Raw genomic sequence first — 20,944 nt, forward strand, 5'->3', positions numbered from 1 at the left:
CAGTTCGGTGATCGGCCCGGCATCCGCCGGGCCGATCACGCGCGTCCGGCGGCCGATGCGCCGCAGCAACGGTTTATCGTTGATTGCCATGGACGCGACCACGGTCAGCGCGGCGGTCCGCGCATCGAACGACCTGACGGCCCGCTGGTGCGACACCCTGCGGACGGACACGAACACCGTCCTCTCCGGTGCCGGTTTATGGCCGCTGCTCGCGCTGCTGGCCTCGGCCGCCGACGATGCCGCGAAGTCCGAATTGACCGCCGCGATCGGCAGGCCCGCAGCTTCGGCCCAGGCCGAGGCCATCGAACTGCTCGACATCATCGACCATGCCGACGCCGCCTCGGCCGCCCTGGCCCTGTGGCTGCGCCCGGGCCTCACCCTCGCCGATCCCTCCTGGTCCGCGGCCCTCCCCGACGGCACAGTGGAAACCCTGACCGGCCAATCCCAGGTCGACTCCTGGGTAGCCGAGCACACCCGGGGCCTCATCAAGCAACTCCCTTTGCAGCTCAGTGCCGAAGACATGCTCGTCCTGGCCACGGCCCTCGCCGTCAAGACGCGCTGGACCAAGTTCTTCGAACCGACCCGCCACAAGGCCACCGGCTCATGGGCCGGCCACCCGGACTGGCTCACCCGCACCACCACCGACCTCGACGCGGTAACCGTCCTCAACGGCGAAAACCCCGTCACCCGGGTAATCGTCGCCGGCCGCGACGACATCGACGTGCATCTCCTCCTGGGCACACCGGATTCGCAACCCGGCGCCATCCTCGACCAAGGCGTAGCCGCCCTCGTCAACGCCATCCCGACGACCACCGCCGCCAACCTGCCCGTAGGCGCGACAGGCAACGGCTTCACCATCCGCAGCGTCGACGGAGCCAAAGACACCCTCCGACTCACCCTGCCCCCCTTCAAAATTCGCGCCGCCCACGACCTCCTCGCCAGCGCGCCCCTCTTCGGCCTGAAATCCGCCGCCGACCCCCGCGCCGGTCAATTCCCGACTCTCGACAAGGACCTCTTCGTCAGTGCGGGTTCCCAGGACGTCATCGCCGAATTCTCCGCCGAAGGCTTCGAAGCCGCCGCCGTCACCACCTTCGCCATGCAGGTCGCCGCCCTCCTGCACCCACCCGAAACCAAGTCCCGCCGCCTCGAACTCACCCTCGACCGCCCCTTCGCCTTCCTCGCCGTCCATCGCCCCACCGGCCTGGTACTGGTCGCAGGCTGGGTCGCCGAACCTTGAGAAGACTGGTTCTGTCGGACCCTGCATATACAGTGCCGCCGAAACTCGTTGGCGCTGTAAGGAGTTCCGATGGCGAGAACCACCCCACCGCGGCCGGTCGACATCGCGTCCGTGTTCCCGGAACTGGCTCCGCTGGTGCGGCGGGCAGTGCGCCTGCACCCCCGTTTCGGTTTGCCGACCGAACACGACAGCTCCATCGGCGGTCGGCTGCTCTGGCCTGCCGACGAAGAATGGCCGGTCTGCGCGCAAGAGCACATCCACTGGGACCTACCGCAATCCCTCGCCAATATCCGCCGACTCCGGATGCTGGAGGGAGCCCGCGATCGTATACCGCCGCAGTACCTCGCTGACCTCCGGACCGGACATCCGGCGCACGACGAGCCGAATGCGATGCTCCCGGTCGCTCAGCTCTATTTCGAGGACATACCCGGACTGACCGGCCCCGAGGGAACGGACCTCCTGCAAGTGCTGTGGTGCCCCCTCGACCACGAAAAGTATTTCCCCGCAACCCGCCTCGTCTGGAGGAGCTCCGGCAGCGTCCATGAGCTGCTCACCGATCCGCCGGAGCCCGCCGATGTCGAGCAGTTCGGGAGCTACGTTCTCGACCCGTGCGTCCTGCATCCCGAAGTCGTGAGCGAGTACCCCGCGCCGCTCGAGTTGCCGAAGGAACTCGCGCAGCGACTTCGCGACTGGGGAGACAGGTACTGGGCGGAAGAGGATCCGGAGTGGGAGTCGAGCCCCGGCTCCGCCTACTACCAGTACGAGCTCTCCGTCGCTCCCGGGTGGAAAGTAGGCGGTTGGGGACCGTGGAGCTTCTGCGACCCGCAGCCCATGAACTGCGAAGTCTGCGACGCCGAGTATCGGCCGCTGCTCACCATCAGTTCCGGAGAATGGCAGGGGGGAAGTCGCAGCTGGATCCCGCTCGAAGACCGCAGGCACCCTTTGGACACCGTCGGGCTGCACGAGGCGTCGAACCAGCCGAGGGTGATTATCGGCCGCGGTTACCACATGCAGATCTACGTCTGCCCGACCTCCTTCGACCACCCGCATTTCGAGAACATGCAGTGAGTTCAGAGGTCCGCGGTTCTGGACTCGCGGCTGCGGCGGGAGGTGGTGGCGCGGTAATGGGTGGGGGAGACGGCGTAGTGGCGGAGGAAGGCTTGGCGGAGGGATTCGGGGGTGCCGAAGCCGCAGCGGGTGGCTATCAAGGCTATTGGCGTGTCGGTGGTGGCCAGGAGGTGGGCGGCGGCTTCTACGCGGGCGCGGCGGACGTAGCGGCCGGGGGTGGAGTTGAGGTGCTGGGCGAAGAGGCGGGTGAGGTGGCGGTCGCTGACGCCCTCGCGGGTGGCGAGGGCGGTGGTGGAGAGATTGTCGGAGAGGTGGGCGGCTATGTGGGTGGTGACTTTTCGGACCAGGGCGTGGTCGGGGTGGGGTGCGGCGGTGTAGATGCTCATCTGGGCTTGGTTGCCGGGGCGTTGGAGGTAGGTGACCAGGCCGCGGGCTACGGCGCGGGAGAGGTCGGGGCCGTGGTCCTCTTCGATGAAGTCGAGCATGAGGTCCAGGGCGCTGGTCATGCCTGCAGCGGTGGAGATGTCGCCGTCGCGGATGTAGATGGGGTCGGGGTCGACCGTGATGCGGGGGTGGCGGGCGGCCAGGTCGTCGGCGGCTATCCAGTGGGTGGTGGCGCGTTTGCCGTCCAGCAGGCCGGTGGCGGCGAGGAGGGTGGCGCCGGTGCAGACCGAGGAGATGCGGCGGGTGACGGCGGCCAGACGGCGGATGTGGGCGACGAGTCGGGAATTGTCCGCTGCCGCTTGGTGTCCCAGGCCGCCTGCGATGACCATTGTGTCCAGCGGGCCGGTGAGGCGCTCCAGGGGGAGTTCGCCATTGAGGCGCAGGCCGGAGTCGCAGGTGATGGGGCGGCCGCCGGGGGTGACGAGGTGGACGCGGTAGGGCGGGGTGCCGCCGAGGCGGTTGGCGCCGTTGAGGGTTGACGTGATGCAGGCGATGTCCAGTAGTTCGGTGCCGTCATAGCCGATGACGGCGACGGTGCGCTCCCGCATGAGGTTCACGATACGGGGGATCGGTGTCTGTTCGGACTTATATCCCAAGAAAACGGACATCGGTGGCGGTGGGGGTCGAGCGGTCGGCTCGGATGCCGGACGCTGGGGTCATGCGGGTCGATGGCATGGATGTGAGGGATCTCGAGATGGACCGGAAGCCGCGGACGGGACCGGCGCATCGGACTGCGGGAGAGCTGGTTTCGGCCGCGGCGCAGCGCTGGCCGAGCCTGCTAGCGCTGGTCTTGGCCTTGCTGATCTGGCCGACCGGCGCGGAGTCCACCGTGCGGGTACTGGCCGCGATTCTGCTGCTCATGCCGTTGATCTACCTGCTCACCGCCGCCACGGGGCGGCAGACTGCCACGTGGCCCGTATTCGGCGCGGTGGGAGTGGTTTTCGTGCTGAGCGGGTTGCAGGGCCGGGTTCCCGGTTTCGTGATCCCGGTAGCGCTGGCCGTCCTCACCTGCGGATGGGCGGCCGTCACCGGACGATTCGATCGCGCGTTCCTGATTCCCGTGCTCGGCATGGTCGGCTTCGGAGCCGTCGCGATCTCCGCCCACTATGCCGACCTGAGTGTCGCGCACTATCTGGTGGCCGGCGGCTGGATCGCGCACGGCCTCTGGGATTTCGCACACCATCGCGCCGATCGCACGGTGGCGCGGTCGTTCGCCGAGTTCTGCGGCGTGGTCGACATCCTGGTCGGCGGCGTGCTGCTGATCGTCGCCTGAGCTCAGGCCGCGCGGACCGCGATCTCCGGATAGCTGACGACCAGTCCGGAGCGGTCGTAGACCAGGCGTGCGCGGAAATCGAAGGCGGGGGAGACATAGTCGTAGCACTGCTGCCCGTGATGGTCCTCGATGCGGGTGTAGTGCTGCTCCAGCCGTCCCACCGACAGGTCCGCGGCCCGGACATAGGCCGCGGGCGCGTCCGCCCCGGCCCCGACCGCGAGCTCCAGCCGGTGCACCGGGAACGCATTGGTCAGCGCCGAGGATTCCAGATCCACATCGACGCAGCCGTCCAGCCGGGCAGCCTTGTCGCCGTTCACCATCCAGTGCCCGTCCCCATCGGCCTCCAACAGCGCGGTACGCCGTCCGAACCCGGAGCGCCCGCGCACCAGCGCCGCGCGGGTGACCCAGTGCGCGTCCAGACTCAGCTCGTATTCGACGAACCAGGTGCGGTCGTCGTCCACGGCGGTCGTGCAGCCATGGATGTGATACCCGTTCTCGGCCCGGCGGAAGTAGGCGACCTCGAATCCCGTGCGCGAGCCCAGATGCGACCAGGCGGCGGTCGGCGGTACTGCGGCGAACGGCATGACGTCCCCTTCCCGGATCGGTCCCGTCCATTCTCGCCCACCCGGTGCGGTCGGTATGTGCCGATGCAGCGGCTAACATCGCGGGGCACAACAATTCCGACAGGAGTCACATGTCCACGCCAGGCGGCGAATCACCGTCGTTGCAAGAACCTTCACGGCCACCCCTTCCGCCGCTCCAGCCGTATTCGGTCCCGTTCCCGGAGCCGCCGCGCCGACCGGCGACCTCGCGTGGGACCGCGCTCACCGCGGGCGCCGCGGTCCTGGCGGTCGCGGGCATCGCCGGGTCGCTCGTCTACTACAGCAAGTATTCGAGCGAACAGGACACGGTGACCGCTCAGCAGACCACCATCACCCAACTGCGCCAGCAGATCTCGGACGCCAAGAAGACCGAGAACCGCGAGGCGACCGCCATGCGCGCCGCCTGCGACTTCATGACGACCCTGACCACCTACGACGCCGGCAATCTCGACGCGTACGTCACCGCCGTCCTGAACGGCTCCACCGGCGCGTGGAATCAGGACTTCGCCAACAACAGCGGACCCATGCGCGAGGCGATGACCATCGCCCAATCCCGCAGCAACCCGCTGGAAACGAATTGCGCGCTGCAGTCGCTGGAAGCGCAGACCGCGAAGGTGCTGGTGGTCGTGAAGCAGTCGACGACGGTCATCGACGTCCCCGACCCGCACGTCTTCACCGCGCCCACCCTGGTGACCCTGCAGGAGCAGTCCGACGGTCGCTGGCTGGTCAGCGCGACCCAGCCGCTGTGAGGCCGTGAGCGAACCGGGCGATCCACACCGGATCGCCCACTCGCCGCGCGCATGTGATCTTCGAAATGTAATCTCCGGCGGGTGAACAGAGCGACGAACACCCCCGTCCGGCGCAGCCAGTCGGCCCCCTCCCGCGCCCCGCGCGCCGCCGCCGCCCCCAAGCGCATGCTCGGCCGCCCCGATGTCTTCGTCTGGCTGCCCGTCGCGGCCCTGCTCGAGGCCGCTTGGATCTTCATGCTCGTCGCCGGCTCCTTACCGGTGACCCTCGGCCTGGTCGCCGCCGCCGTCGTGCTCGTGGTCGTCGACTGCTGGTTCAACCGCTGAAAACCCCTGTCACTTCAACACGTTGATCGCGCGGGCGATGACCAGACTCATGGTGATCAGGGAAATCCCCGACTGAATCATCATGAGGAACTTCGCCCACCGCGACATCGGCATCACATCGGTGGGACTGAACGCCGCCGCATTCGTGAACGACAAGTACAGATAATCCGGAAACTGCGGCTCCCACTCCGGATCCGCCGCCGCCGGACTCTGCATCTGCACGAACAGAAAATCCGGATACTGCTTCCGGGCATGCGCCCGCGCCGCCGGCCCGCCCCGATCGAATTCCCAATAGGCGAGCCCGAACACCAGCACATTCGTCAACCAGATGGCCCCGCCCGAAACCAGCAGCCCCGCAGCATCATTGCTCACCGACCCGTCGACGAGCCCGATCACCAGCCGATCCACCGACCACGCCACCGCCACACTCAACACCGCGGTCAGAAACAAGCTCGCCCGCCGCAGCCACACCTCCTCCCGATCGATCCGGAACGGGCTGGCCGCGATCAACACCAGCATGAGCGCCAGCCCCAGCCCCGGAATCAGCAACCGCGGCCCCAGGGTGAACTGACTCGGCAGGTAATACTGAATCAGAATGATCGCCACCACCGCCGCCGTGGCCGCCCACCGCGATTCCCCCGCGGTCTTGCGCGCCCAGGCCGGAACCTGATCATCATTCGCCTGCTCGCCGGAACCGGTCACGCCAGCAGTATCACCCGCGGGCGGCCTGCACCCGGCGAGCGACGCAATATGATCTCCCGTCGATCGGTGTGCGGCAGCGCTATCGAGTGGGAAAGCGTGGTGTCAGCCAGTTCGTGACGTAGGTCAGAACCTCGGGCGCGATGGTGGTTTCGATGGTCGGGTATTCGCTCGGTTTCCCGGTCTGTGTCGGTTGCATGAGGTGGTTGAGGCCGGGGAAGACCTGGATGGTGGCGTCCGGGCCGGCAGCCAGGTGGTCGCGTGCGGGTTGTTCGTTCTGGGCGGGGGGAACTTGAAGGTCCTTGCCGCCATAGATGGCGAGAACCGGGATACGGAGCGCGGACAGAGCCGGCGCCGGGTCGTAAGTGATGAGGGCGGTGAAGTACGGACTTGTCAGCCTGGCGACTTCGTCCTCGGGTGCACCCTGGTCCTTCAGAAAGCTCTTGGCGCCTGCTGTATCTCCCGCGCGCAGCAGGCGGACCAGTTCGGTGTTCTGCCGCACCTGGCTGTCGGCGGTGTCCGCGGGCTCACCCTCGGCGGCGGCCACCAGTTCGGTCTGCTCGATCACGGCGTCGCCGCCGGGGACGGCGGCGCCCGCGAGGAGGATGGCGAACGCAACACCGCTATCGGGCCGGGCGGCGACCAGCGGAGCCAGAAAGCCGCCCTCGCTGTGCCCGAGCAGGCCGACGCGATCGTGCTCGATATCGGGGCGACCACGCAGGAAGCGCACACCCGCGGCGGCATCATCGGCCAGATCGGTGTAGGTGGCGTCCTGCAGCACGCCGCCGGTGCCGCCGGTGCCGCGCTTGTCGACCCGCAGCACGGCGTAGCCCGCGCGGGTGAGCGTATCGGCCCAGAGCTGAAACGGCCTGTGCCCGAATGCTTCCTCGTCGCGGTTGGACGAGCCGCTGCCGGGAATCAACAGGACCGCCGGGAACGGTCCGGTGCCCTCGGGTTCGGTGAGTGTGCCCGCGATGGTGATGTCGCCGTTGCGGTAGGTCACGTCCTCGGACCGGTAGGGAAACGGCGCTTCGGGCTCCTGGGGCCGGGTGGTCCCGGGGACTTCGCCCGCGCCCTGGGTTGTGCCGGGCTGGTCGCGCGGAATACCGGATCCCGCACCGGGTTCGGACTCCGAACAGGCGGAGCCGAGGGTCAACACGGCAATGACGAACACGGCTACAGCGGCCGGCTTCGACCAGGCCATTCGGGCGGCATCACTGGTTTTGATCACCACCGCCACGGTACCGAGACGGCGGGTGCGACCCCATCCTGCCAGCACCCGAACGGAGGTAGCGACAGCGCTACCTTCCGCCTCCTGCGCGACAGTCACTGGTTCTTGATGGACGGTCACTATCGCGAGCGGATCGACCAGCGAGTCGAGGGCATCCTTGCGCAGCCTCCGTCCGTCACTCTTCCTCCGTGGCCTGGCAGTGAGAAGGAGGGCAGCTACCACGCCCGTGTGACCGAGGCCGTCGAAGGACTTGTAGTGGATCGCAAGCTGATCGGCACACGTGCTCAACCCGCGGACCATGGAGTGGCTGCTGGCCGACATCCGGGCGAACACAATCGGGTTCAGGTTCGAAGGCCAGTGGGCGATCACGGTGCGCGCGGGCCGGCTGCGCCCGGAAGCAGTGCTGTTCTACGCCGACTTCCTGAACGATGTGATCGGGCTCGTACCGGATTTCGTGTGGCGGTACTGAACAAGAGACACCATCGGCTTGGTGCCCCGCCCGAATCAGCCGATGCCCTCCACGGCCCACCCGGCCCAATGGTAGGGCGCGGGATGGGTGCGCTGAAGGTCGCGTTGCGCGTCGCGCAGCGCGGCGGCGGGCGACGAACCGGACGACAGATACCGATAGAATGCCGAGATCAAGGTCGCGGCAGCGGCATCGTTGACCTTCCACAGGGTACTGATGCAGCACTTCGCTCCGGCGGCTAGTGCGGCAGTGCGCAGGCCGAGCAGGCTGCCATCGGCGTAATCCACTGCGCCGACACCGGTTTCGCAGGCCGATAGCACCACCAGTTCGGTTCCGGTGAGATCCAGCAGCGCGAACTCACCCGCCGAGACGATGCCGGCGCTCACTTCGGGGGTGGTCTCGACGCCGGCGAGCCAGGCGTTGAATCCGCTGAGCATGAGGGCCGAGCGCGACAGCTGCCCGGCCGGGCCGATCTTTTCCAGCCAGCGGACCCGGGCGCGGTGGCGTGTTCTCGCCGTGTGCGCCTTGTCGATCCGGTCTCCGAACAGCTCATTGCCGTCGATCTTGACGGGAACGCCGGCGACGGAGCGCATGGTGTAGCCCTTGGGTTCGCTGAGTTCGGCGCGGTGGCCGATGGCATCGAGGAACATCCCGTGGGTGGCGATGTGCAGAATGCGCGGACGGCGTACCGAGAGCAGCCGGGCACGCGTGGCCTGTGCGCCGATGATCGGGGTGACTCCGAGTTGCGCGGCGACGTCGACGGCTTCGGCGCGGGCGTGCTCGAGGGACGCGAGGCGCATGGAGAAGACGAGCGGTTCGTCCTCGGGGACCTCGAAATCGAATTCGGGCGCGCCGAGAACGACCGGTGGTTCGATGTCGGAGGCGCTGCCGCCCGAGTCCGCGAGTCGACGAGCGCTCGGCACCAGTGAGAGCAGATGATCGTCGGCGAGCACCGTGCCCGCGGAATCCGTCAGACACCAGACCGGTAGTGTGCCCCACACGCCGGTCGGCGCAATCAGAACTTCCTCGGTGAGCTCCGGGCTCGCTGCCACCACTGCGGGGATCCGTTGCCGGGCAACCGATCTCCAGTCCAGATCGGTGTCCGGTGTCGGCGGTTCGGCCAGCTCCCAACTCACTCGCTCGAGCTCGACGTCGACTTCGAGCACATCGCCCAGCCTGCGATAGCGGATTGGTCCCTCGGGGCCGAGAAGAAAGACTACGTAGCCGCGCTGACCACTCGGTGTGTGCTCGGTCGCGAAGTCCAGCAGCGTACGGCCTGCACCAAGACCTGACCGGACATCGGCGACCCGCAGCAACGGACGCCATTCCTCTCCGAGTGCCCGAAACAGTTGCGTCTCCGCCGCGCCGAGCCTGCGCGCGGCCTCCTCCTGACGGCGGCGCGCGGCGGTGATGGTGCTCTCACCGGTCCATTCGAGATCGCAGCGTGCGACCTCCGCGCGCAGCGCCCACACCTGCTCGAGCAGTTCACCCGCCTCGGTTCGCGCCCGCAGCCAGGCCTGACCCTGACGCTCGGCGAGCACGCCCTTGCGGTTCAGCAGCAGCTCGTACACCCACTCCGGCGCGTCACCGGACTGCTCGGGGGGAAGGCAATGCCCGATGACCGCGTCGGTGTGGCTCATGTACTCGGCGAAGATGGTCCGGGCGGTTGTCTCCGGTACACCCGCCATCCGGCGGGCCAGCAGGACCTCGTCGGTGGCGACGAGCGCCTGTCCTGCCCGGGCGGTCAGGTCGGGGTCGTGTTCGAGGTAGGCGGCCGACATCAGGGCCCGCAGGCCGGGGACCGAGCGATCCTCCGGCGCCATGCGCATCCAGTCGGACAGGCGCGGTGCGAGCAACTCGACGACCTCGCGCTGCCGGCCCAGCCGGTTGAGCACATCGCCTCGGGTACCCAGCGCCAAGCTCACCGTGGCACTGGAGATCTCGTGTTCACCGGCGATCTCGACGGCACGAAGACTGTATTCGTCCTCGCGATCGTGTTCGCGCTGCTGCGCGGCGACGTCGACCCTGTTGAGCAGTGAGATGACATAGTGCTCGGCCGCAGCCGGCAATGCGGCCTCGAAGCATTCGGCGGCGCGGCCCTGAAAATACTCGGCGTCCCGGAGATGTTCGGCAGTCACCGCATTCACATACTCCTCGTCGATCCACAGCGGGCCCGCCGCCGCGGCCATGGCCGATTCAAGGGTGCCGAGATTGTCCAGGGTGATGGCCGTATGCACCGGATCGCGGTCGACCTGGTCGCCGAGTGTGAGTGCCTCGATGAAGATCTGCTTGGCGACGGTCAGGTCACCGCGGTCGTAGTGGAGCAGGCCGAGATTGTTGAGCACCTCGGCGCGCAGGCGCGACGTTTCGAGATCATTCGCGGTCAACTCCGCCAGCGCCGAAGTCAAGGACACATCAGCGCCGTCCAGGTCCCGGCGACGACGCAGCATCTCACCGCGTAGGGCGTGCACTCTCGCCCTCGGCGGCGGCGCACCGGGGCGAACCGGGGCGTCGATCCGCAGCGCGTAATCGAGCAGCATGATCGCCTGTGCGGACCACCCAAAACCATTCAACTTCCGCGCGTACTCCAGCATCGGATCCGGATCGGCGGTCGAAGCATAGGCGGACAGGCATGCATTCATTCCAGCGATGAGCGGTGGATCCGCTGTCTCGATCCCGTACCGTCGGGCCAGTCTGTCGGCCAGGAACAGCATCCGCGCGCAGGCGTGCGCGATGTCCTGCACCGCGGTGGGATCCACCGCTTCCGCGTATGCCATGCCGGCGTTCAGCAAATCCAGTTCGGGCGGGTCCGAGCCGAGCGCCTGTTCGACCAACTGGTCGAGCCGAGCCGCCCACTCGGTGGACATCACTCCTCCTGTTCGAGGTTGATCCGCACCCGGAGCGCACCGGAATTGATCGCGTCGCTGATGAGCTGGGCCTGCACCGCCTCCGGCAGCGAGGACAGCAGCACCACCGGACCGTTGTCGGTCTCGATGTCGACCGTCGCATCGGGTTCCGCCTTGAACAGCCGTTTGGCGAATTCGGTGACGAACGGGGCCAGCATGCCGAAACTGCCGGAGATCAGAGCAACCGCCATAGCCGGATCGAGCCCGCGGTGTTCGGCGCCTTCCGCGGACACCGCGACCCCGTCTTCCCGCTCCACCGAATTCAGCAGGCGCAGTAGTTCGTTCGTGGGCATCCAGCCCGACTCCACGGTGATCGTCGCGCCTGCGTCGCCCATGTTCCACCCCGATCCGCTCCGGCAGCGTGCGATAAGGGAGTTTACCGGCGATGCAGCGGCCCGGGGACGATATCTCAGCAGCTCAGCCATCGGCCGGCAGCGCGGTGACGGTCAGATCATCGGCACAGCGAGATCTCGGCAGGTTATCTCTCCGTCGTATTTCCCCACGGCGCGCGTGTGGCGGCGAAGACGGTCGTCAGCACCGCCACCAGTAGGGCAGCACCGCCATCGGTGACCAGTGAATCGGGCTGCCGCGCGGACTCTGCGACCGCGAAAAATCAGCCGTTTGCCAAGCTCCGCGCGATGACCAGGCGCTGGATCTGGTTGGTGCCCTCGAAGATCTGGGTGATCTTGGCTTCGCGCATGTAGCGCTCGACGGGGAAGTCCATGGTGTAGCCGGCGCCGCCGAAGACCTGGACGGCGTCGGTGGTGACCTTCATGGCGGCGTCGGTGGCGACGAGTTTGGCCACGCTGGCCTGGCGGGAGTAGGGGAGGCCGGCGTCGCGGCGGCGGGCGGCGTCGAGGTAGGTGGCGCGGGCGGAGTCGACGGCGGCGGCCATATCGGCGAGGACGAAGCCGAGGCCCTGGTGGTCGATGATGGGGCGGCCGAAGGCTTCTCGATCCTTGGCGTAGGCGACGGCGTCGTCGAGGGCGCGCTGGGCGATGCCGGTGGCCACGGCGGCGATGCCGAGGCGGCCGGAGTCCAGGGCGCTGAAGGCGATGGGGAGGCCCTGGCCTTCGGCGCCGATCAGGCGGTCGGCGGGGAGGAAGGCGTCGTCGTAGGCGGCGGTGGTGGTGGGGACGGCGCGCAGGCCCATTTTCTCCTCGGGTTTGCCGAAGGTGAGGCCGGGGGTGTCGGCGGGGACCAGGAAGCAGGAGATGCCGCGCGAGCCTTCGCCGGTACGGGCGAAGAGGGTGTAGTAGTCGGCTTTGCCGCCGTTGGTGATCCAGGCCTTGGTGCCGGTGATGCGGTAGCCGTCCTCGGCCGCGGTGGCGCGGCAGCGCAGGGCAGCGGCGTCGGAGCCGGCGTGCGCTTCGGAGAGGCTGTAGGCGCCGATCAGGTTGCCGGAGAGCATATCCGGCAACCATTGCGCCTTCTGCTCGTCGGTGCCGTAGGCGAACAGCGGATGGCAGGACAGGCTGTGCACGCTGACGGCGACCGCGACGGCGGCCCAGCGGGCGCCGAGTTCCTCGAGCACTTGAAGATACACCTCGTAGGGCTGGCCGCCGCCGCCGAACTCCTCGGGATACGGCAGGCTCAGCAGCCCGGCCGCGCCGAGCGCCCGGAACGCCTCGTCCGGGTAGCGCTGCTGCTTCTCGAATTCGACGACATTCGGTTCCAGGACCTTGTCGGCGATATCGCGGGTGAGCTCGATGAGGTCACGGGCCTCGGTGGTCGGGAGCAGGCGATCGACGGGCATGGTCATCACAGTACGACCGACACCCAATTGCGTGCAAGGCAGCACGGAATTTCCTCGATTGGTTACACTGACCTCGTGGTTTCCGCCCTACCCCCCAATAAGCATCAGGAGAAGAGCCTGCGGACGCGGGCGCTGCTGCTGGATGCCGCCATCGACAGCCTCGCGGAGGTCGGGTACGCCAGCGCCTCGATCGCGGATATCACCGCGCGGGCGGGGGTGACGCGCGGGGCGCAGCTGCATCACTTCCATACCCGGCAGGAGCTGTTCGCGCAGACCATCGAGCATCTGACCGAGCGGCAGCGGGAGGCGCTGCAGCGGCGGGTGCGCTCGCTGGGGGCGGCGTCGGCGGGGGAGACGCTGGTGGAGTTCGTGACCGCGCCCTTCGCGGGGAAACTGGGCAAGGCGGCGGTCGAGTTGTATGTCGGGATCGCCAATGATCGTGAGCTGCGGCGCAATATGCTGCGCGTGCAGCACGACCTCACCGAGGAGCTGCTGGATGCGTGCGCGCAGCGGATCGAGGTGTCCCGGGAGCGGCTGGAGTCCGCGTTCTGGCTGACCATCAACCTGGTGCGCGGCGCCACCCTCGACGAGATGGTGGGGCGGGATCGCCTGCGCCGCAAGCAGGTTCTGTCGGACTGGGCGCGACTGGCCGACGAGTGGCTCGCCTGACGCCTTAACGACGCGGGCCGTCCGCGCGATACCGGACTGTCGGAGTTCGGGTTGCGGTGGGGCATGGCGCGAGTGGCGCCGGGTATTGCCTCGGGGGAGGCGGCGCTATGGGTATCAGTCGGCGAAACATGCTGCGGGCGACCGGATTGGGGGTCGGCTGCGCGGCGCTCGGCGTGGGTGCGGGCAAGGGACTGTCCGCGGATTCGCCTGGTGCGCAGCCGGACTGGGGAGCGCTGCGGAATCGGCTCGCGGGCGGATTGTCATTGCCGTCCGACTCCGATTATGCGACCGCGAAACTGGCGTACAACACGGCGTTCGACGATCGCCGACCGGCCGCCGTCGCCCGGTGCGCCACCGCGTCGGATGTGCAGGCGTGTGTCGAGGCGGCGGCCCGGTCGAAGCTTCCGATCGCCGCTCGCAGCGGTGGGCACAGCTATGCCGGTTACTCCACACCCGACGGTGGGCTCATCGCCGACCTCGGATCGATGACGAGCGTCGAGGTCGGCCCGGACGGCACCGCCGTCATCGGCGCGGGCGCTCGCCTGATCGATGTCTACACCGGCCTGGCGAACGCGGGCCGCTGCCTGCCCGGCGGCTCGTGCCCCACCGTCGGCATTGCCGGGCTCACCCTCGGCGGCGGTCTCGGCGTCCTCACCGGCAAGTACGGATTGACCTGCGACACCCTGATTTCGGCGCAGATCGTCACCGCCGACGGCGTGCTGCGCACCGCGTCCGCGGAGTCGGAACCCGACCTGTTCTGGGCCCTGCGCGGCGGTGGCGGCGGCAACTTCGGCATTGTCACCTCGTTCACCTTCCGCACCGCCGAAGCGCCGCGACTGGTCGTCTTCCAGGCGCAGTTCCCGGTCGGATCGCTCACCGAGGTTCTGGCCGCATGGCAATCCTTCACCGCCTCGGCACCCGACGAATTCTGGTCCACCCTCGGCACCTCCGCGGGCAGCCCGCCCACCTGCCGGATCAACGGCTGTCATGTCGGCACCGAGGCCGACGCGAATGCCCTGCTGGACAAGCTGATCGCGGCCACCGGCACCCGGCCCACCGCCCGCTACTCGATCGCCATGGACTACTTGCAGGCCATGCGCTATTTCGCCGGCTGCACCAACTACTCGGCAGCGCAATGCCGTCCGAGCTGGAACGACACCGGCGTCCTGCCCCGCGAATCCTTCACGGCCGGCTCCCGCGTCCTGACCACCGCGCTGCCGGACCCGAGCCGCCTCACGGCGCTGCTCACGGACCGTGAAGGACTGGACGTCCTGTTCGACAGCCTCACCGGCGCGCCCGCCCGCATCGCCGCCACCGACACCGCCTTCCCGCATCGCGGCGCGCTGGCCACCGCCCAGATCTATGTCGGCGCGGCGACCCCGCAGGCGCGGGCCGCGGTCGCCGAGGTCCGCACCGGCCTCGGCGATCTGGTCGGCAACACCGCGTACGTCAACTACATCGAGGCGGATCTCCCCGAGTGGGCCACGGCCTACTACGGCGCGAACGCGCCGCGCCTGCGCCGGATCGCCCAGCGCTACGACCCCGACGCCGTTTTCACCTTCGCGCAATCAGCCACGAAGATCTGACCGGCACACAGCGCAATTTCGGTCAAGCAGCCGGTCGCGGCCCGCGTTACGGTCGATTCATGACGTACTGGACCGAGTTCGAAAAAGCCGCGCCGCGCATTTCGACGATCTTCACGCGGCGCCACGCCGCTGCCAAGAATCTGTGCATGCTCGCGACGTTGCGGGCCGACGGGTCCCCCCGGATCAGCCCGATGGAACCCGTCTTCTTCGAGGGGAATCTGGTGCTGCTCGGCATGCCCGGCACCACCAAGTTCAAGGATCTGGAACGCGACGCGCGTTTCTGCCTGCACACCGCCACCATGGACACCATGGTGGGCGACGGCGACGCCAAACTGTTCGGCGTGGTGCGGGATCTGCGGGATCCGGCGCTGCACCAGCGCTTCGCGGAGGATTTCTTCGAGAAGAGCGGCATGGATTTCCGCGGTAAACCCTTCGACCACTTCTTCGTCGCCGACCTCACCGGCGGCTCGTCGGTGGAGGTCATCGACGGCAAATACCTCGAGATCACCATCTGGAAGCCGGGCCGGCCCGAGCGCGTGGTACGCAAGGAAGAATGAGCGAGAGCCCGCGACGACATCCTGTGCATGATTGCATCGAGTGCAATCATGCACAGTGTGCGTACGTGCGCGATATGCCGAACAAGGCCGATTCCAACGCTTTCCGCCAGGTCGGTATCGAAAACGGCTCCCGCAGCGTCGATGTCCATCCACCACCCGGCTATCGCGAACGGCCCTCCGAGGTCCCGGGCGCGGTGGTGTGGACCCGTGACTTCGCCCTCGACGCCGCCACGGCGGTTCTGCCCGACGGCTGCATGGACCTGCTGTGGATAGACGGCGTTCTCCGTGTGGCCGGGCCCGACACCCGCGCCTACCGGCCGACGGTCGGCCCCGCGGTCCGCATCTCCGGCCTGCGCTTCTACCCCGGCACCGCCCCCGCCCTGCTCGGCGTCCCCGCCCACGAACTCCGCGACACCCGCGCCGAACTGGCCGACGTCCTCACCCCCGCCGATGCCCGGCACGCAACCGACCTGATCGCCCGCGCCGAAAACCCCATGCGCGGCCTGGAATCCGTCGCGCACTGGCTGGCCGCCGGCACCGATCCGGCCGACCCGATGCTCGCGCACATCGTCACCCACCTGCGCGCCGGCGCCTCCGTAGCCGCCACCGCCGACCTCCTCGACCTCGGCCCCCGCCGCCTGCACCGCATATCCCTCACGGCCTTCGGCTACGGCCCCAAAACCCTGGCCCGCATCCTGCGCATGCAACGCGCCCTGGCCCTGGCCCGCGCCGGCACACCGCTCGCCGAAACAGCCGCCCGCACCGGCTACGCCGACCAGGCCCACCTGTCCCGGGACATCCGCGACTTCGCCGGCACGCCCATCAGCCGCCTGCTCGAACCCTGACAGAATCCCGATCAGCTCAACGCCGCGAACAAGTCCACGCCATTGCCATCCGGATCGAGAACCGTGGCATACCGCTGCCCCCAGAACGCGTCGAACGGCTTGAGCTCCACGTGATATCCCGCCCCCACCAACTCCTCGAACTTCGCATCGACCGCCCGCGGGTTCTCACACTGGAAGGCCAGCCCGATCCGCCCGCCCCCGCGCCCCGCCCTCCACTCGGCATGGAACGACCGAATGGTCTCCTCCGTATCGAACGCCAACCGCATCCCCCCGGCCAGCCGCGCCTCCACATGCGGCTCCCCGGCAGCCCCGTCCGCGAACTCCACCCCGAGCCGCTCATAGAACCCAATGGCCGCAGCCATATCCGAGACGACGATTCCGATCACATTCAGTTGCACAGTCATACCGAAACCGTAGGCAGGGCAGCACCCCGCAGTCTTGAAGAAATCGGACGCCGAGGGTCGGCCGGCGGTTGCCGGACTCTCAGTGCTTCGGTGCGGGGTTGATGGTGTCGCCGTCCCAGCTCAGGTCCGAGTCCTCGGCGATCTCGAAGGCTTCGAAGCGATCGTCGGCCAGGACCGCGTCGATCAGAGTGCGGGAGCCGGCGACGATCGTGGAGTCGAAGTCGATCTCGCTGGCGACGACCCAGGTGTGGTCGGCGGGCCAGAGTAGTTGGGGGGTCGCTCCGGGGGAGTCGGTGGTCCATCCCAGGTCCGCCGCGTGTACCCAGGTGGGGTCGGCGAGGTCGGAGAGGCCGGTGTCGAAGAGCAGGAAGTCGCGTCCCGGCCAGTGCAGGAAAGGGCCTGTCTCGACTGCTCGTTCGACCGCCGGCGAGACGGCGGCTGCGAGTTCGGTGGCGAATCGGGTGCGCTCGTGGTCGGCGGGCTGCGGATCGTCGTCGGTGGCGGAGACGAAGAAGGCGGTGGAGGAGTCGTTCGGTTCGCCGAAGCCATTCCAGACTGCGGCCGTCACCTGTTCCGGTGTGTCGGTGGCGGCGCGGAGGTGGACGGTGAGGGCGGCCAGCAGGGTCGGGTCGAACCATCCCTCGACGGTTTGGCCGACTGTCCAGCCGTCGTCGAAGGTCCTGGCCGCCTCGGCTTCGCCGTCGGTGAGGTTGCGCCACTGCACGAGCGGATGCATGACTCGGCCATTGCGTGCGGCGACTTCGGCCCACGGCCACATCGCCTCCGCCACGATTGCGGGCCGGCCCCACTCGTCGGTGATCGTGGCGTCGCGGCGGGTGGCCTCGACCGGGTGCAGGATCCGGGCGTAGGCCTCGAAGCCGGTACCGGCGACGCAGCCGACGCCGTCCTCGCCGACCCGCGCCAGCAGCCACCCGCCGCGCTCGAAATCTGGTGTGAAATCCACGAAGCCAGCCTAATGAGCCACGCCCGGCGGGCAGTGCTGTCGCCGGCTCAGCGTTCGCGGCGGTAGAGCCGCATGGTCAGTGGGCCGAATACCGCGATGAGCGCGGCGCAGGTGGCGAGCACCCAGCCGATCTCGGTGCCGACCGGGTCGCCGTGCATGAGGCCGCGCACGGCGGTGACCAGGTGTGTGATCGGGTTGATGTCGACGACCGTTTCGAGCCAGCGGGGGAGCGTGGCGGGGTCGACGAAGATATTGCTGACGAAGCTCATCGGGAAGGTCACGAGGATGGCCAGGAACATGACCGATTCGGGGGTGCGGGCCAGTAGGGCGAGGCTGGTCCAGACCCAGGACAGGCTCCAGGCGAACAGCAGGACCAGACCCATGCCGGCAAGGAGTCCGGGCAGGCCAGCGTCGGGGCGGAAGCCCAGCAGCACACCGGCTCCCGCGATCATGGTCGCGGCGATCGCATAGCGGGCCAGGTCGGCCAGCAGCGCTCCGACCAGTGGGGCGGGTTGCCAGATCGGCAGGGAGCGGAAGCGGTCGAAGACGCCCTTGGTGATATCGGCATTGAGCGCCACCGCGGTGGATTGGGTGGTCATGGTGACCGTCATGACCAGAATGCCGGGTAGCACAGACTGCAAATATTCACCGGTGGAACCCGCCAGCGCGCCGCCGAACAGGTAGGTGAACATGACCAGCATCATGAGCGGGAACACGGTCACGTCGGAAAGCTGGTCGGGCACATGCTTTATCCGCAGCACCGCACGCCAGGCGAAGGTCACGGCGGTGGCGGCTGCGCCGGGGCGGGGCGGCCGCAGCGGATCGGCCGTAGCGGGGATGGTGGCGACGGTGCTCATGCCGGGATCTCCTCGGGAGCGTCGGATCGGGCGTGGTGTCCGGTCAAGGCCAGGAAGACCTCGTCGAGGCTGCTCCGGCCGACACCGAAATCGCTGACTTCGATTCCGGCGCGGGCGAGTTCACTCAGGGCGGCCCCGGCGCGGCCGGGATCGGTGAGACGGGCCGACAACACCACCGGATCCTCGGCGGCGTGCACGGGCACGGCCAGGACCCGGGACAAGATGGCCCGTGCGTCGTCTCGCCGTCCCGGCTCGCGCAGCCGGACATGGACCGCACCGGCGCCGACGGACTCCTTGAGCTCGGCGGTCGTGCCCTCGGCGATGACGCGGCCGTGGTCGATGACCGCCAGCCGGTCGGCCAGGCGATCGGCCTCCTCCAGATATTGGGTGGTCAGCAGCACCGTGGTCCCGCCGGATGTCAATGCCCGCACCACATCCCAGACCTGGTTGCGACTGCGCGGATCGAGGCCGGTGGTCGGTTCGTCGAGGAACAGCAGCGCCGGGGTGACCACGATGCTCGCGGCGATGTCGAGCCGCCGGCGCATACCGCCGGAATAGCGTTTCGCCTGCCGGTCCGCCGCCGCTTCCAGGCCGAAGGCAGCCAGCAGTTCGCGGGCCCGTTCGGCGGCGGCGCGGCGCCGGTGACCGAGCAGCCGGCCCATCAGCACGAGATTCTCCATGCCGGTGAGATCCTCGTCGACCGAAGCGTATTGGCCGGTGAGGCTGATGCGGGCGCGTACCGCCGCTGTCTCGGCGACGACATCGTGGCCGAAGATGAGCGCCCGGCCCGCGGTGGGCCGGATCAGCGTGGCGAGCATGCGGATGGTGGTGGTCTTGCCCGCGCCGTTCGGTCCGAGAAACCCGTACACACCACCCTGCGGCACCCGCAGATCGACACCGTCGACCGCGACGGTCCCGCCGAACTCCTTGCGCAGCCCTTCGGCGTGAATCGCATACGAAACCATGGTTTTCCCTTCCTGCTCTAGTCGATGCGTCAGCGCTCGATCGCGGTCCGGCGCAGCCGCAGCACCTCGTCCACGCCGAAGAGCCACAGCCCGAGGCGTTCCGACCGCGACTGATACCGGGCAACCGAGGCGGCGGGCACCAATTCGGGCTCGGACACCCGGTAGACCCCGCCCTCGTGAATCACCTCCGCGGTTCCGGCCGCCGCGAGATTCGCGAGCCAATCGGTGCGCGGGCCGTAGGGCAGCGAAATGAGGAAATCGTCCCCGGCCTCGGTAATGCCGACCGGCGTCTCGTAGACCTTGCCGCTGGACCGGCCCGTATGCCGGATCACCGAGGCGCCCGCGCCGGGCCGTCCGGCGGCCTTCAGGGCGCGCGGATTGGTGAACCACCGGTTGAAGCGGCGCACCGCCGTGAGCCCGGGGCCGTAGCCCGTGCGCATCACCACCACCAGGAACACGCCCGCGGCCAGAGCCAGGCAGACCGGCGTCCCCGCGCCGATCGCGATCCATATCCACATGGCCACACCTCTCTCTTACGTTGTAAGTCTTATGACGTAAGGGAAGCATTACAACGTAAGGCTGTCAAGAGCGGGGAACCTTACCGCGTACGGTAAATTGGAGCGCTATGGTCACCGATCAACGGCCCCGGCTCAGCCGGGCGCAGATACTGCACGCCGCCGTCGCCCGGGCCGACCGGGATGGCGTCGAGGCGGTCACCATGCGCAATATCGCCACCGACCTCGGCGTCGAGGCGATGTCGCTCTACTACCACGTGGCCAACAAGGCGGAACTGCTCGACGGCATGGCCGAGGTGGTCGTCGATACCATCAACGAGGCCGTCGAGCCCCTGGTGGCAGGCTCACCCGACGAGTGGAAACCGGTGCTGCGCAAGCGCATTCTCACCGCCCGCACGGTCCTGCTCCGGCATCCCTGGGCTCCCGCGCTGATCGGCACGCGCTCGCCGATGACGCTCTCGCTCATCACCTACTTCGACGCGGTGATCGGTCTGCTGCGGATCGGCGGCTTCACCTACGACCAGGCCCACCACGCCATGCACGCGCTCGGCAGCCGCGCACTGGGTTTCACGCAGGAGTTGTTCGGTGCGCCCACGGACCAGAGCGAGGAGGAGGCGGCCGCCCAGCAGCTGCTGGCCATGGCCGACCGGTTCCCGCATATCACGGGCATGATGACCGAAGCGGCGCACGAGGATCCGGCCGAGGCGACCCTGGGCTGGTGCGACGACCAGACCGAGTTCGAATTCGGCCTCGACCTCATCCTCGACGGCCTCGACCGGATGCGCGCGGCGACCGCGACGCGCTGACATCCGTGGTCGGTACGGCCG

General features: G+C 68.3%; 23 protein-coding genes. 11 read left to right on the plus strand and 12 right to left on the minus strand.

Annotated features, from left to right (window positions below):
* The first annotated feature begins 88 nt into the window (after positions 1-88).
* Positions 89-1,237 (plus strand): serpin family protein, encoded by a 1,149-nt coding sequence (locus tag ACFVIV_RS21780; RefSeq protein ID WP_379199015.1) that lies wholly within the window; start codon positions 89-91, stop codon positions 1,235-1,237.
* Between the two features lie 69 nt (positions 1,238-1,306).
* Positions 1,307-2,305 (plus strand): hypothetical protein, encoded by a 999-nt coding sequence (locus ACFVIV_RS21785; RefSeq protein WP_379199017.1) that lies wholly within the window; start codon positions 1,307-1,309, stop codon positions 2,303-2,305.
* A gap of 2 nt (positions 2,306-2,307) precedes the next feature.
* Here ACFVIV_RS21785 and ACFVIV_RS21790 read toward each other — a convergent pair whose 3' ends face one another.
* Positions 2,308-3,297 carry a GlxA family transcriptional regulator gene (locus ACFVIV_RS21790; protein ID WP_379199019.1) on the minus strand — a complete coding sequence of 330 codons (990 nt, stop codon included), beginning with the start codon at positions 3,295-3,297 and terminating at the stop codon, positions 2,308-2,310.
* 146 nt (positions 3,298-3,443) lie between these two features.
* On the opposite strand from ACFVIV_RS21790, the gene ACFVIV_RS21795 reads away from it, so the two are divergent.
* Positions 3,444-4,022 carry a hypothetical protein gene (locus ACFVIV_RS21795; protein ID WP_379199021.1) on the plus strand — a complete coding sequence of 193 codons (579 nt, stop codon included), beginning with the start codon at positions 3,444-3,446 and terminating at the stop codon, positions 4,020-4,022.
* 2 nt (positions 4,023-4,024) lie between these two features.
* Here ACFVIV_RS21795 and ACFVIV_RS21800 read toward each other — a convergent pair whose 3' ends face one another.
* On the minus strand, positions 4,025-4,606 hold the full coding sequence (locus ACFVIV_RS21800; RefSeq protein ID WP_379199023.1) for a putative glycolipid-binding domain-containing protein: 582 nt from the start codon (positions 4,604-4,606) through the stop codon (positions 4,025-4,027).
* 110 nt (positions 4,607-4,716) lie between these two features.
* Here ACFVIV_RS21800 and ACFVIV_RS21805 point away from each other — a divergent pair, with 110 nt between their 5' ends.
* Positions 4,717-5,373 (plus strand): hypothetical protein, encoded by a 657-nt coding sequence (locus ACFVIV_RS21805; protein ID WP_379199025.1) that lies wholly within the window; start codon positions 4,717-4,719, stop codon positions 5,371-5,373.
* A gap of 81 nt (positions 5,374-5,454) precedes the next feature.
* Positions 5,455-5,697 carry a hypothetical protein gene (locus ACFVIV_RS21810; RefSeq protein ID WP_379199027.1) on the plus strand — a complete coding sequence of 81 codons (243 nt, stop codon included), beginning with the start codon at positions 5,455-5,457 and terminating at the stop codon, positions 5,695-5,697.
* Between the two features lie 9 nt (positions 5,698-5,706).
* Here ACFVIV_RS21810 and ACFVIV_RS21815 read toward each other — a convergent pair whose 3' ends face one another.
* Positions 5,707-6,399: a hypothetical protein gene (locus ACFVIV_RS21815; protein WP_379199029.1), complete on the minus strand. Its 693-nt coding sequence runs from the start codon at positions 6,397-6,399 to the stop codon at positions 5,707-5,709.
* 79 nt (positions 6,400-6,478) lie between these two features.
* A complete protein-coding gene (locus ACFVIV_RS21820; RefSeq protein ID WP_379199031.1) occupies positions 6,479-7,927 on the minus strand; it encodes an alpha/beta hydrolase family protein in 1,449 nt (482 codons plus the stop codon).
* On the opposite strand from ACFVIV_RS21820, the gene ACFVIV_RS21825 reads away from it, so the two are divergent.
* A complete protein-coding gene (locus ACFVIV_RS21825) occupies positions 7,926-8,096 on the plus strand; it encodes a hypothetical protein (RefSeq protein WP_379199033.1) in 171 nt (56 codons plus the stop codon). The genes ACFVIV_RS21820 and ACFVIV_RS21825 overlap by 2 nt on opposite strands.
* Positions 8,097-8,131: 35 nt before the next feature.
* On the opposite strand, the gene ACFVIV_RS21830 is transcribed toward ACFVIV_RS21825, so the two are convergent.
* From ACFVIV_RS21830 to ACFVIV_RS21840, 3 genes are all read right to left on the minus strand, one after another.
* Positions 8,132-10,960, minus strand: coding sequence for a CHAT domain-containing protein (locus tag ACFVIV_RS21830; protein WP_379199035.1), 2,829 nt, complete (start codon positions 10,958-10,960; stop codon positions 8,132-8,134).
* A complete protein-coding gene (locus tag ACFVIV_RS21835) occupies positions 10,960-11,334 on the minus strand; it encodes a hypothetical protein (protein WP_379199037.1) in 375 nt (124 codons plus the stop codon). Before ACFVIV_RS21835 ends, ACFVIV_RS21830 begins: the two co-directional genes overlap by 1 nt.
* 278 nt (positions 11,335-11,612) lie before the next feature.
* Positions 11,613-12,755: an acyl-CoA dehydrogenase family protein gene (locus tag ACFVIV_RS21840; protein WP_379199039.1), complete on the minus strand. Its 1,143-nt coding sequence runs from the start codon at positions 12,753-12,755 to the stop codon at positions 11,613-11,615.
* A gap of 75 nt (positions 12,756-12,830) precedes the next feature.
* Here ACFVIV_RS21840 and ACFVIV_RS21845 point away from each other — a divergent pair, with 75 nt between their 5' ends.
* The 4 genes from ACFVIV_RS21845 (at position 12,831) to ACFVIV_RS21860 (ending at position 16,412) form a co-directional block, all read left to right on the plus strand.
* Entirely contained in the window at positions 12,831-13,424 is a 594-nt protein-coding gene (locus ACFVIV_RS21845) for a TetR family transcriptional regulator (RefSeq protein WP_379199041.1), read from the plus strand.
* 107 nt (positions 13,425-13,531) lie between these two features.
* On the plus strand, positions 13,532-15,010 hold the full coding sequence (locus tag ACFVIV_RS21850; protein WP_379199043.1) for an FAD-binding oxidoreductase: 1,479 nt from the start codon (positions 13,532-13,534) through the stop codon (positions 15,008-15,010).
* A 59-nt stretch (positions 15,011-15,069) separates the two neighbouring features.
* The gene (locus ACFVIV_RS21855; protein WP_379199045.1) at positions 15,070-15,567 is read left to right on the plus strand and encodes a pyridoxamine 5'-phosphate oxidase family protein; all 498 of its coding nucleotides are present in this window, start codon (positions 15,070-15,072) and stop codon (positions 15,565-15,567) included.
* A 74-nt stretch (positions 15,568-15,641) separates the two neighbouring features.
* Entirely contained in the window at positions 15,642-16,412 is a 771-nt protein-coding gene (locus ACFVIV_RS21860) for a helix-turn-helix domain-containing protein (RefSeq protein WP_379199154.1), read from the plus strand.
* Positions 16,413-16,423: 11 nt separating this feature from the next.
* Here ACFVIV_RS21860 and ACFVIV_RS21865 read toward each other — a convergent pair whose 3' ends face one another.
* From ACFVIV_RS21865 to ACFVIV_RS21885, 5 genes are all read right to left on the minus strand, one after another.
* A complete protein-coding gene (locus tag ACFVIV_RS21865; protein ID WP_379199047.1) occupies positions 16,424-16,816 on the minus strand; it encodes a VOC family protein in 393 nt (130 codons plus the stop codon).
* A gap of 79 nt (positions 16,817-16,895) precedes the next feature.
* Entirely contained in the window at positions 16,896-17,780 is an 885-nt protein-coding gene (locus tag ACFVIV_RS21870) for a hypothetical protein (RefSeq protein WP_379199049.1), read from the minus strand.
* Positions 17,781-17,827: 47 nt separating this feature from the next.
* The gene (locus ACFVIV_RS21875) at positions 17,828-18,637 is read right to left on the minus strand and encodes an ABC transporter permease (RefSeq protein ID WP_379199051.1); all 810 of its coding nucleotides are present in this window, start codon (positions 18,635-18,637) and stop codon (positions 17,828-17,830) included.
* Positions 18,634-19,602 carry an ATP-binding cassette domain-containing protein gene (locus ACFVIV_RS21880; protein WP_379199053.1) on the minus strand — a complete coding sequence of 323 codons (969 nt, stop codon included), beginning with the start codon at positions 19,600-19,602 and terminating at the stop codon, positions 18,634-18,636. Before ACFVIV_RS21880 ends, ACFVIV_RS21875 begins: the two co-directional genes overlap by 4 nt.
* A 29-nt stretch (positions 19,603-19,631) precedes the next feature.
* Positions 19,632-20,120, minus strand: coding sequence for a nitroreductase/quinone reductase family protein (locus tag ACFVIV_RS21885; protein ID WP_379199055.1), 489 nt, complete (start codon positions 20,118-20,120; stop codon positions 19,632-19,634).
* 107 nt (positions 20,121-20,227) lie between these two features.
* Between ACFVIV_RS21885 and ACFVIV_RS21890 the strand changes: the two genes are divergently transcribed.
* The gene (locus tag ACFVIV_RS21890; protein ID WP_379199057.1) at positions 20,228-20,923 is read left to right on the plus strand and encodes a TetR/AcrR family transcriptional regulator C-terminal domain-containing protein; all 696 of its coding nucleotides are present in this window, start codon (positions 20,228-20,230) and stop codon (positions 20,921-20,923) included.
* The last annotated feature ends 21 nt before the right edge of the window (positions 20,924-20,944 follow it).

The organism is Nocardia sp. NPDC127526 (genome assembly GCF_042672265.1).
Taxonomy (GTDB): Bacteria; Actinomycetota; Actinomycetes; order Mycobacteriales; family Mycobacteriaceae; genus Nocardia.

Bases quoted from the DNA above. Each gene is read 5' to 3' on its own strand.
- ACFVIV_RS21780 (WP_379199015.1), top strand. From the start codon at position 89: ATGGACGCGACCACGGTCAGCGCGGCGGTCCGCGCATCGAACGACCTG.
- ACFVIV_RS21785 (WP_379199017.1), top strand. From the start codon at position 1,307: ATGGCGAGAACCACCCCACCGCGGCCGGTCGACATCGCGTCCGTGTTC.
- ACFVIV_RS21790 (WP_379199019.1), bottom strand. From the start codon at position 3,297: ATGCGGGAGCGCACCGTCGCCGTCATCGGCTATGACGGCACCGAACTA.
- ACFVIV_RS21795 (WP_379199021.1), top strand. From the start codon at position 3,444: ATGGACCGGAAGCCGCGGACGGGACCGGCGCATCGGACTGCGGGAGAG.
- ACFVIV_RS21800 (WP_379199023.1), bottom strand. From the start codon at position 4,606: ATGCCGTTCGCCGCAGTACCGCCGACCGCCGCCTGGTCGCATCTGGGC.
- ACFVIV_RS21805 (WP_379199025.1), top strand. From the start codon at position 4,717: ATGTCCACGCCAGGCGGCGAATCACCGTCGTTGCAAGAACCTTCACGG.
- ACFVIV_RS21825 (WP_379199033.1), top strand. From the start codon at position 7,926: ATGGAGTGGCTGCTGGCCGACATCCGGGCGAACACAATCGGGTTCAGG.
- ACFVIV_RS21820 (WP_379199031.1), bottom strand. From the start codon at position 7,927: ATGGTCCGCGGGTTGAGCACGTGTGCCGATCAGCTTGCGATCCACTAC.
- ACFVIV_RS21830 (WP_379199035.1), bottom strand. From the start codon at position 10,960: ATGTCCACCGAGTGGGCGGCTCGGCTCGACCAGTTGGTCGAACAGGCG.
- ACFVIV_RS21835 (WP_379199037.1), bottom strand. From the start codon at position 11,334: ATGGGCGACGCAGGCGCGACGATCACCGTGGAGTCGGGCTGGATGCCC.
- ACFVIV_RS21840 (WP_379199039.1), bottom strand. From the start codon at position 12,755: ATGCCCGTCGATCGCCTGCTCCCGACCACCGAGGCCCGTGACCTCATC.
- ACFVIV_RS21850 (WP_379199043.1), top strand. From the start codon at position 13,532: ATGGGTATCAGTCGGCGAAACATGCTGCGGGCGACCGGATTGGGGGTC.
- ACFVIV_RS21855 (WP_379199045.1), top strand. From the start codon at position 15,070: ATGACGTACTGGACCGAGTTCGAAAAAGCCGCGCCGCGCATTTCGACG.
- ACFVIV_RS21860 (WP_379199154.1), top strand. From the start codon at position 15,642: ATGCCGAACAAGGCCGATTCCAACGCTTTCCGCCAGGTCGGTATCGAA.
- ACFVIV_RS21865 (WP_379199047.1), bottom strand. From the start codon at position 16,816: ATGACTGTGCAACTGAATGTGATCGGAATCGTCGTCTCGGATATGGCT.
- ACFVIV_RS21875 (WP_379199051.1), bottom strand. From the start codon at position 18,637: ATGAGCACCGTCGCCACCATCCCCGCTACGGCCGATCCGCTGCGGCCG.
- ACFVIV_RS21880 (WP_379199053.1), bottom strand. From the start codon at position 19,602: ATGGTTTCGTATGCGATTCACGCCGAAGGGCTGCGCAAGGAGTTCGGC.
- ACFVIV_RS21885 (WP_379199055.1), bottom strand. From the start codon at position 20,120: ATGTGGATATGGATCGCGATCGGCGCGGGGACGCCGGTCTGCCTGGCT.
- ACFVIV_RS21890 (WP_379199057.1), top strand. From the start codon at position 20,228: ATGGTCACCGATCAACGGCCCCGGCTCAGCCGGGCGCAGATACTGCAC.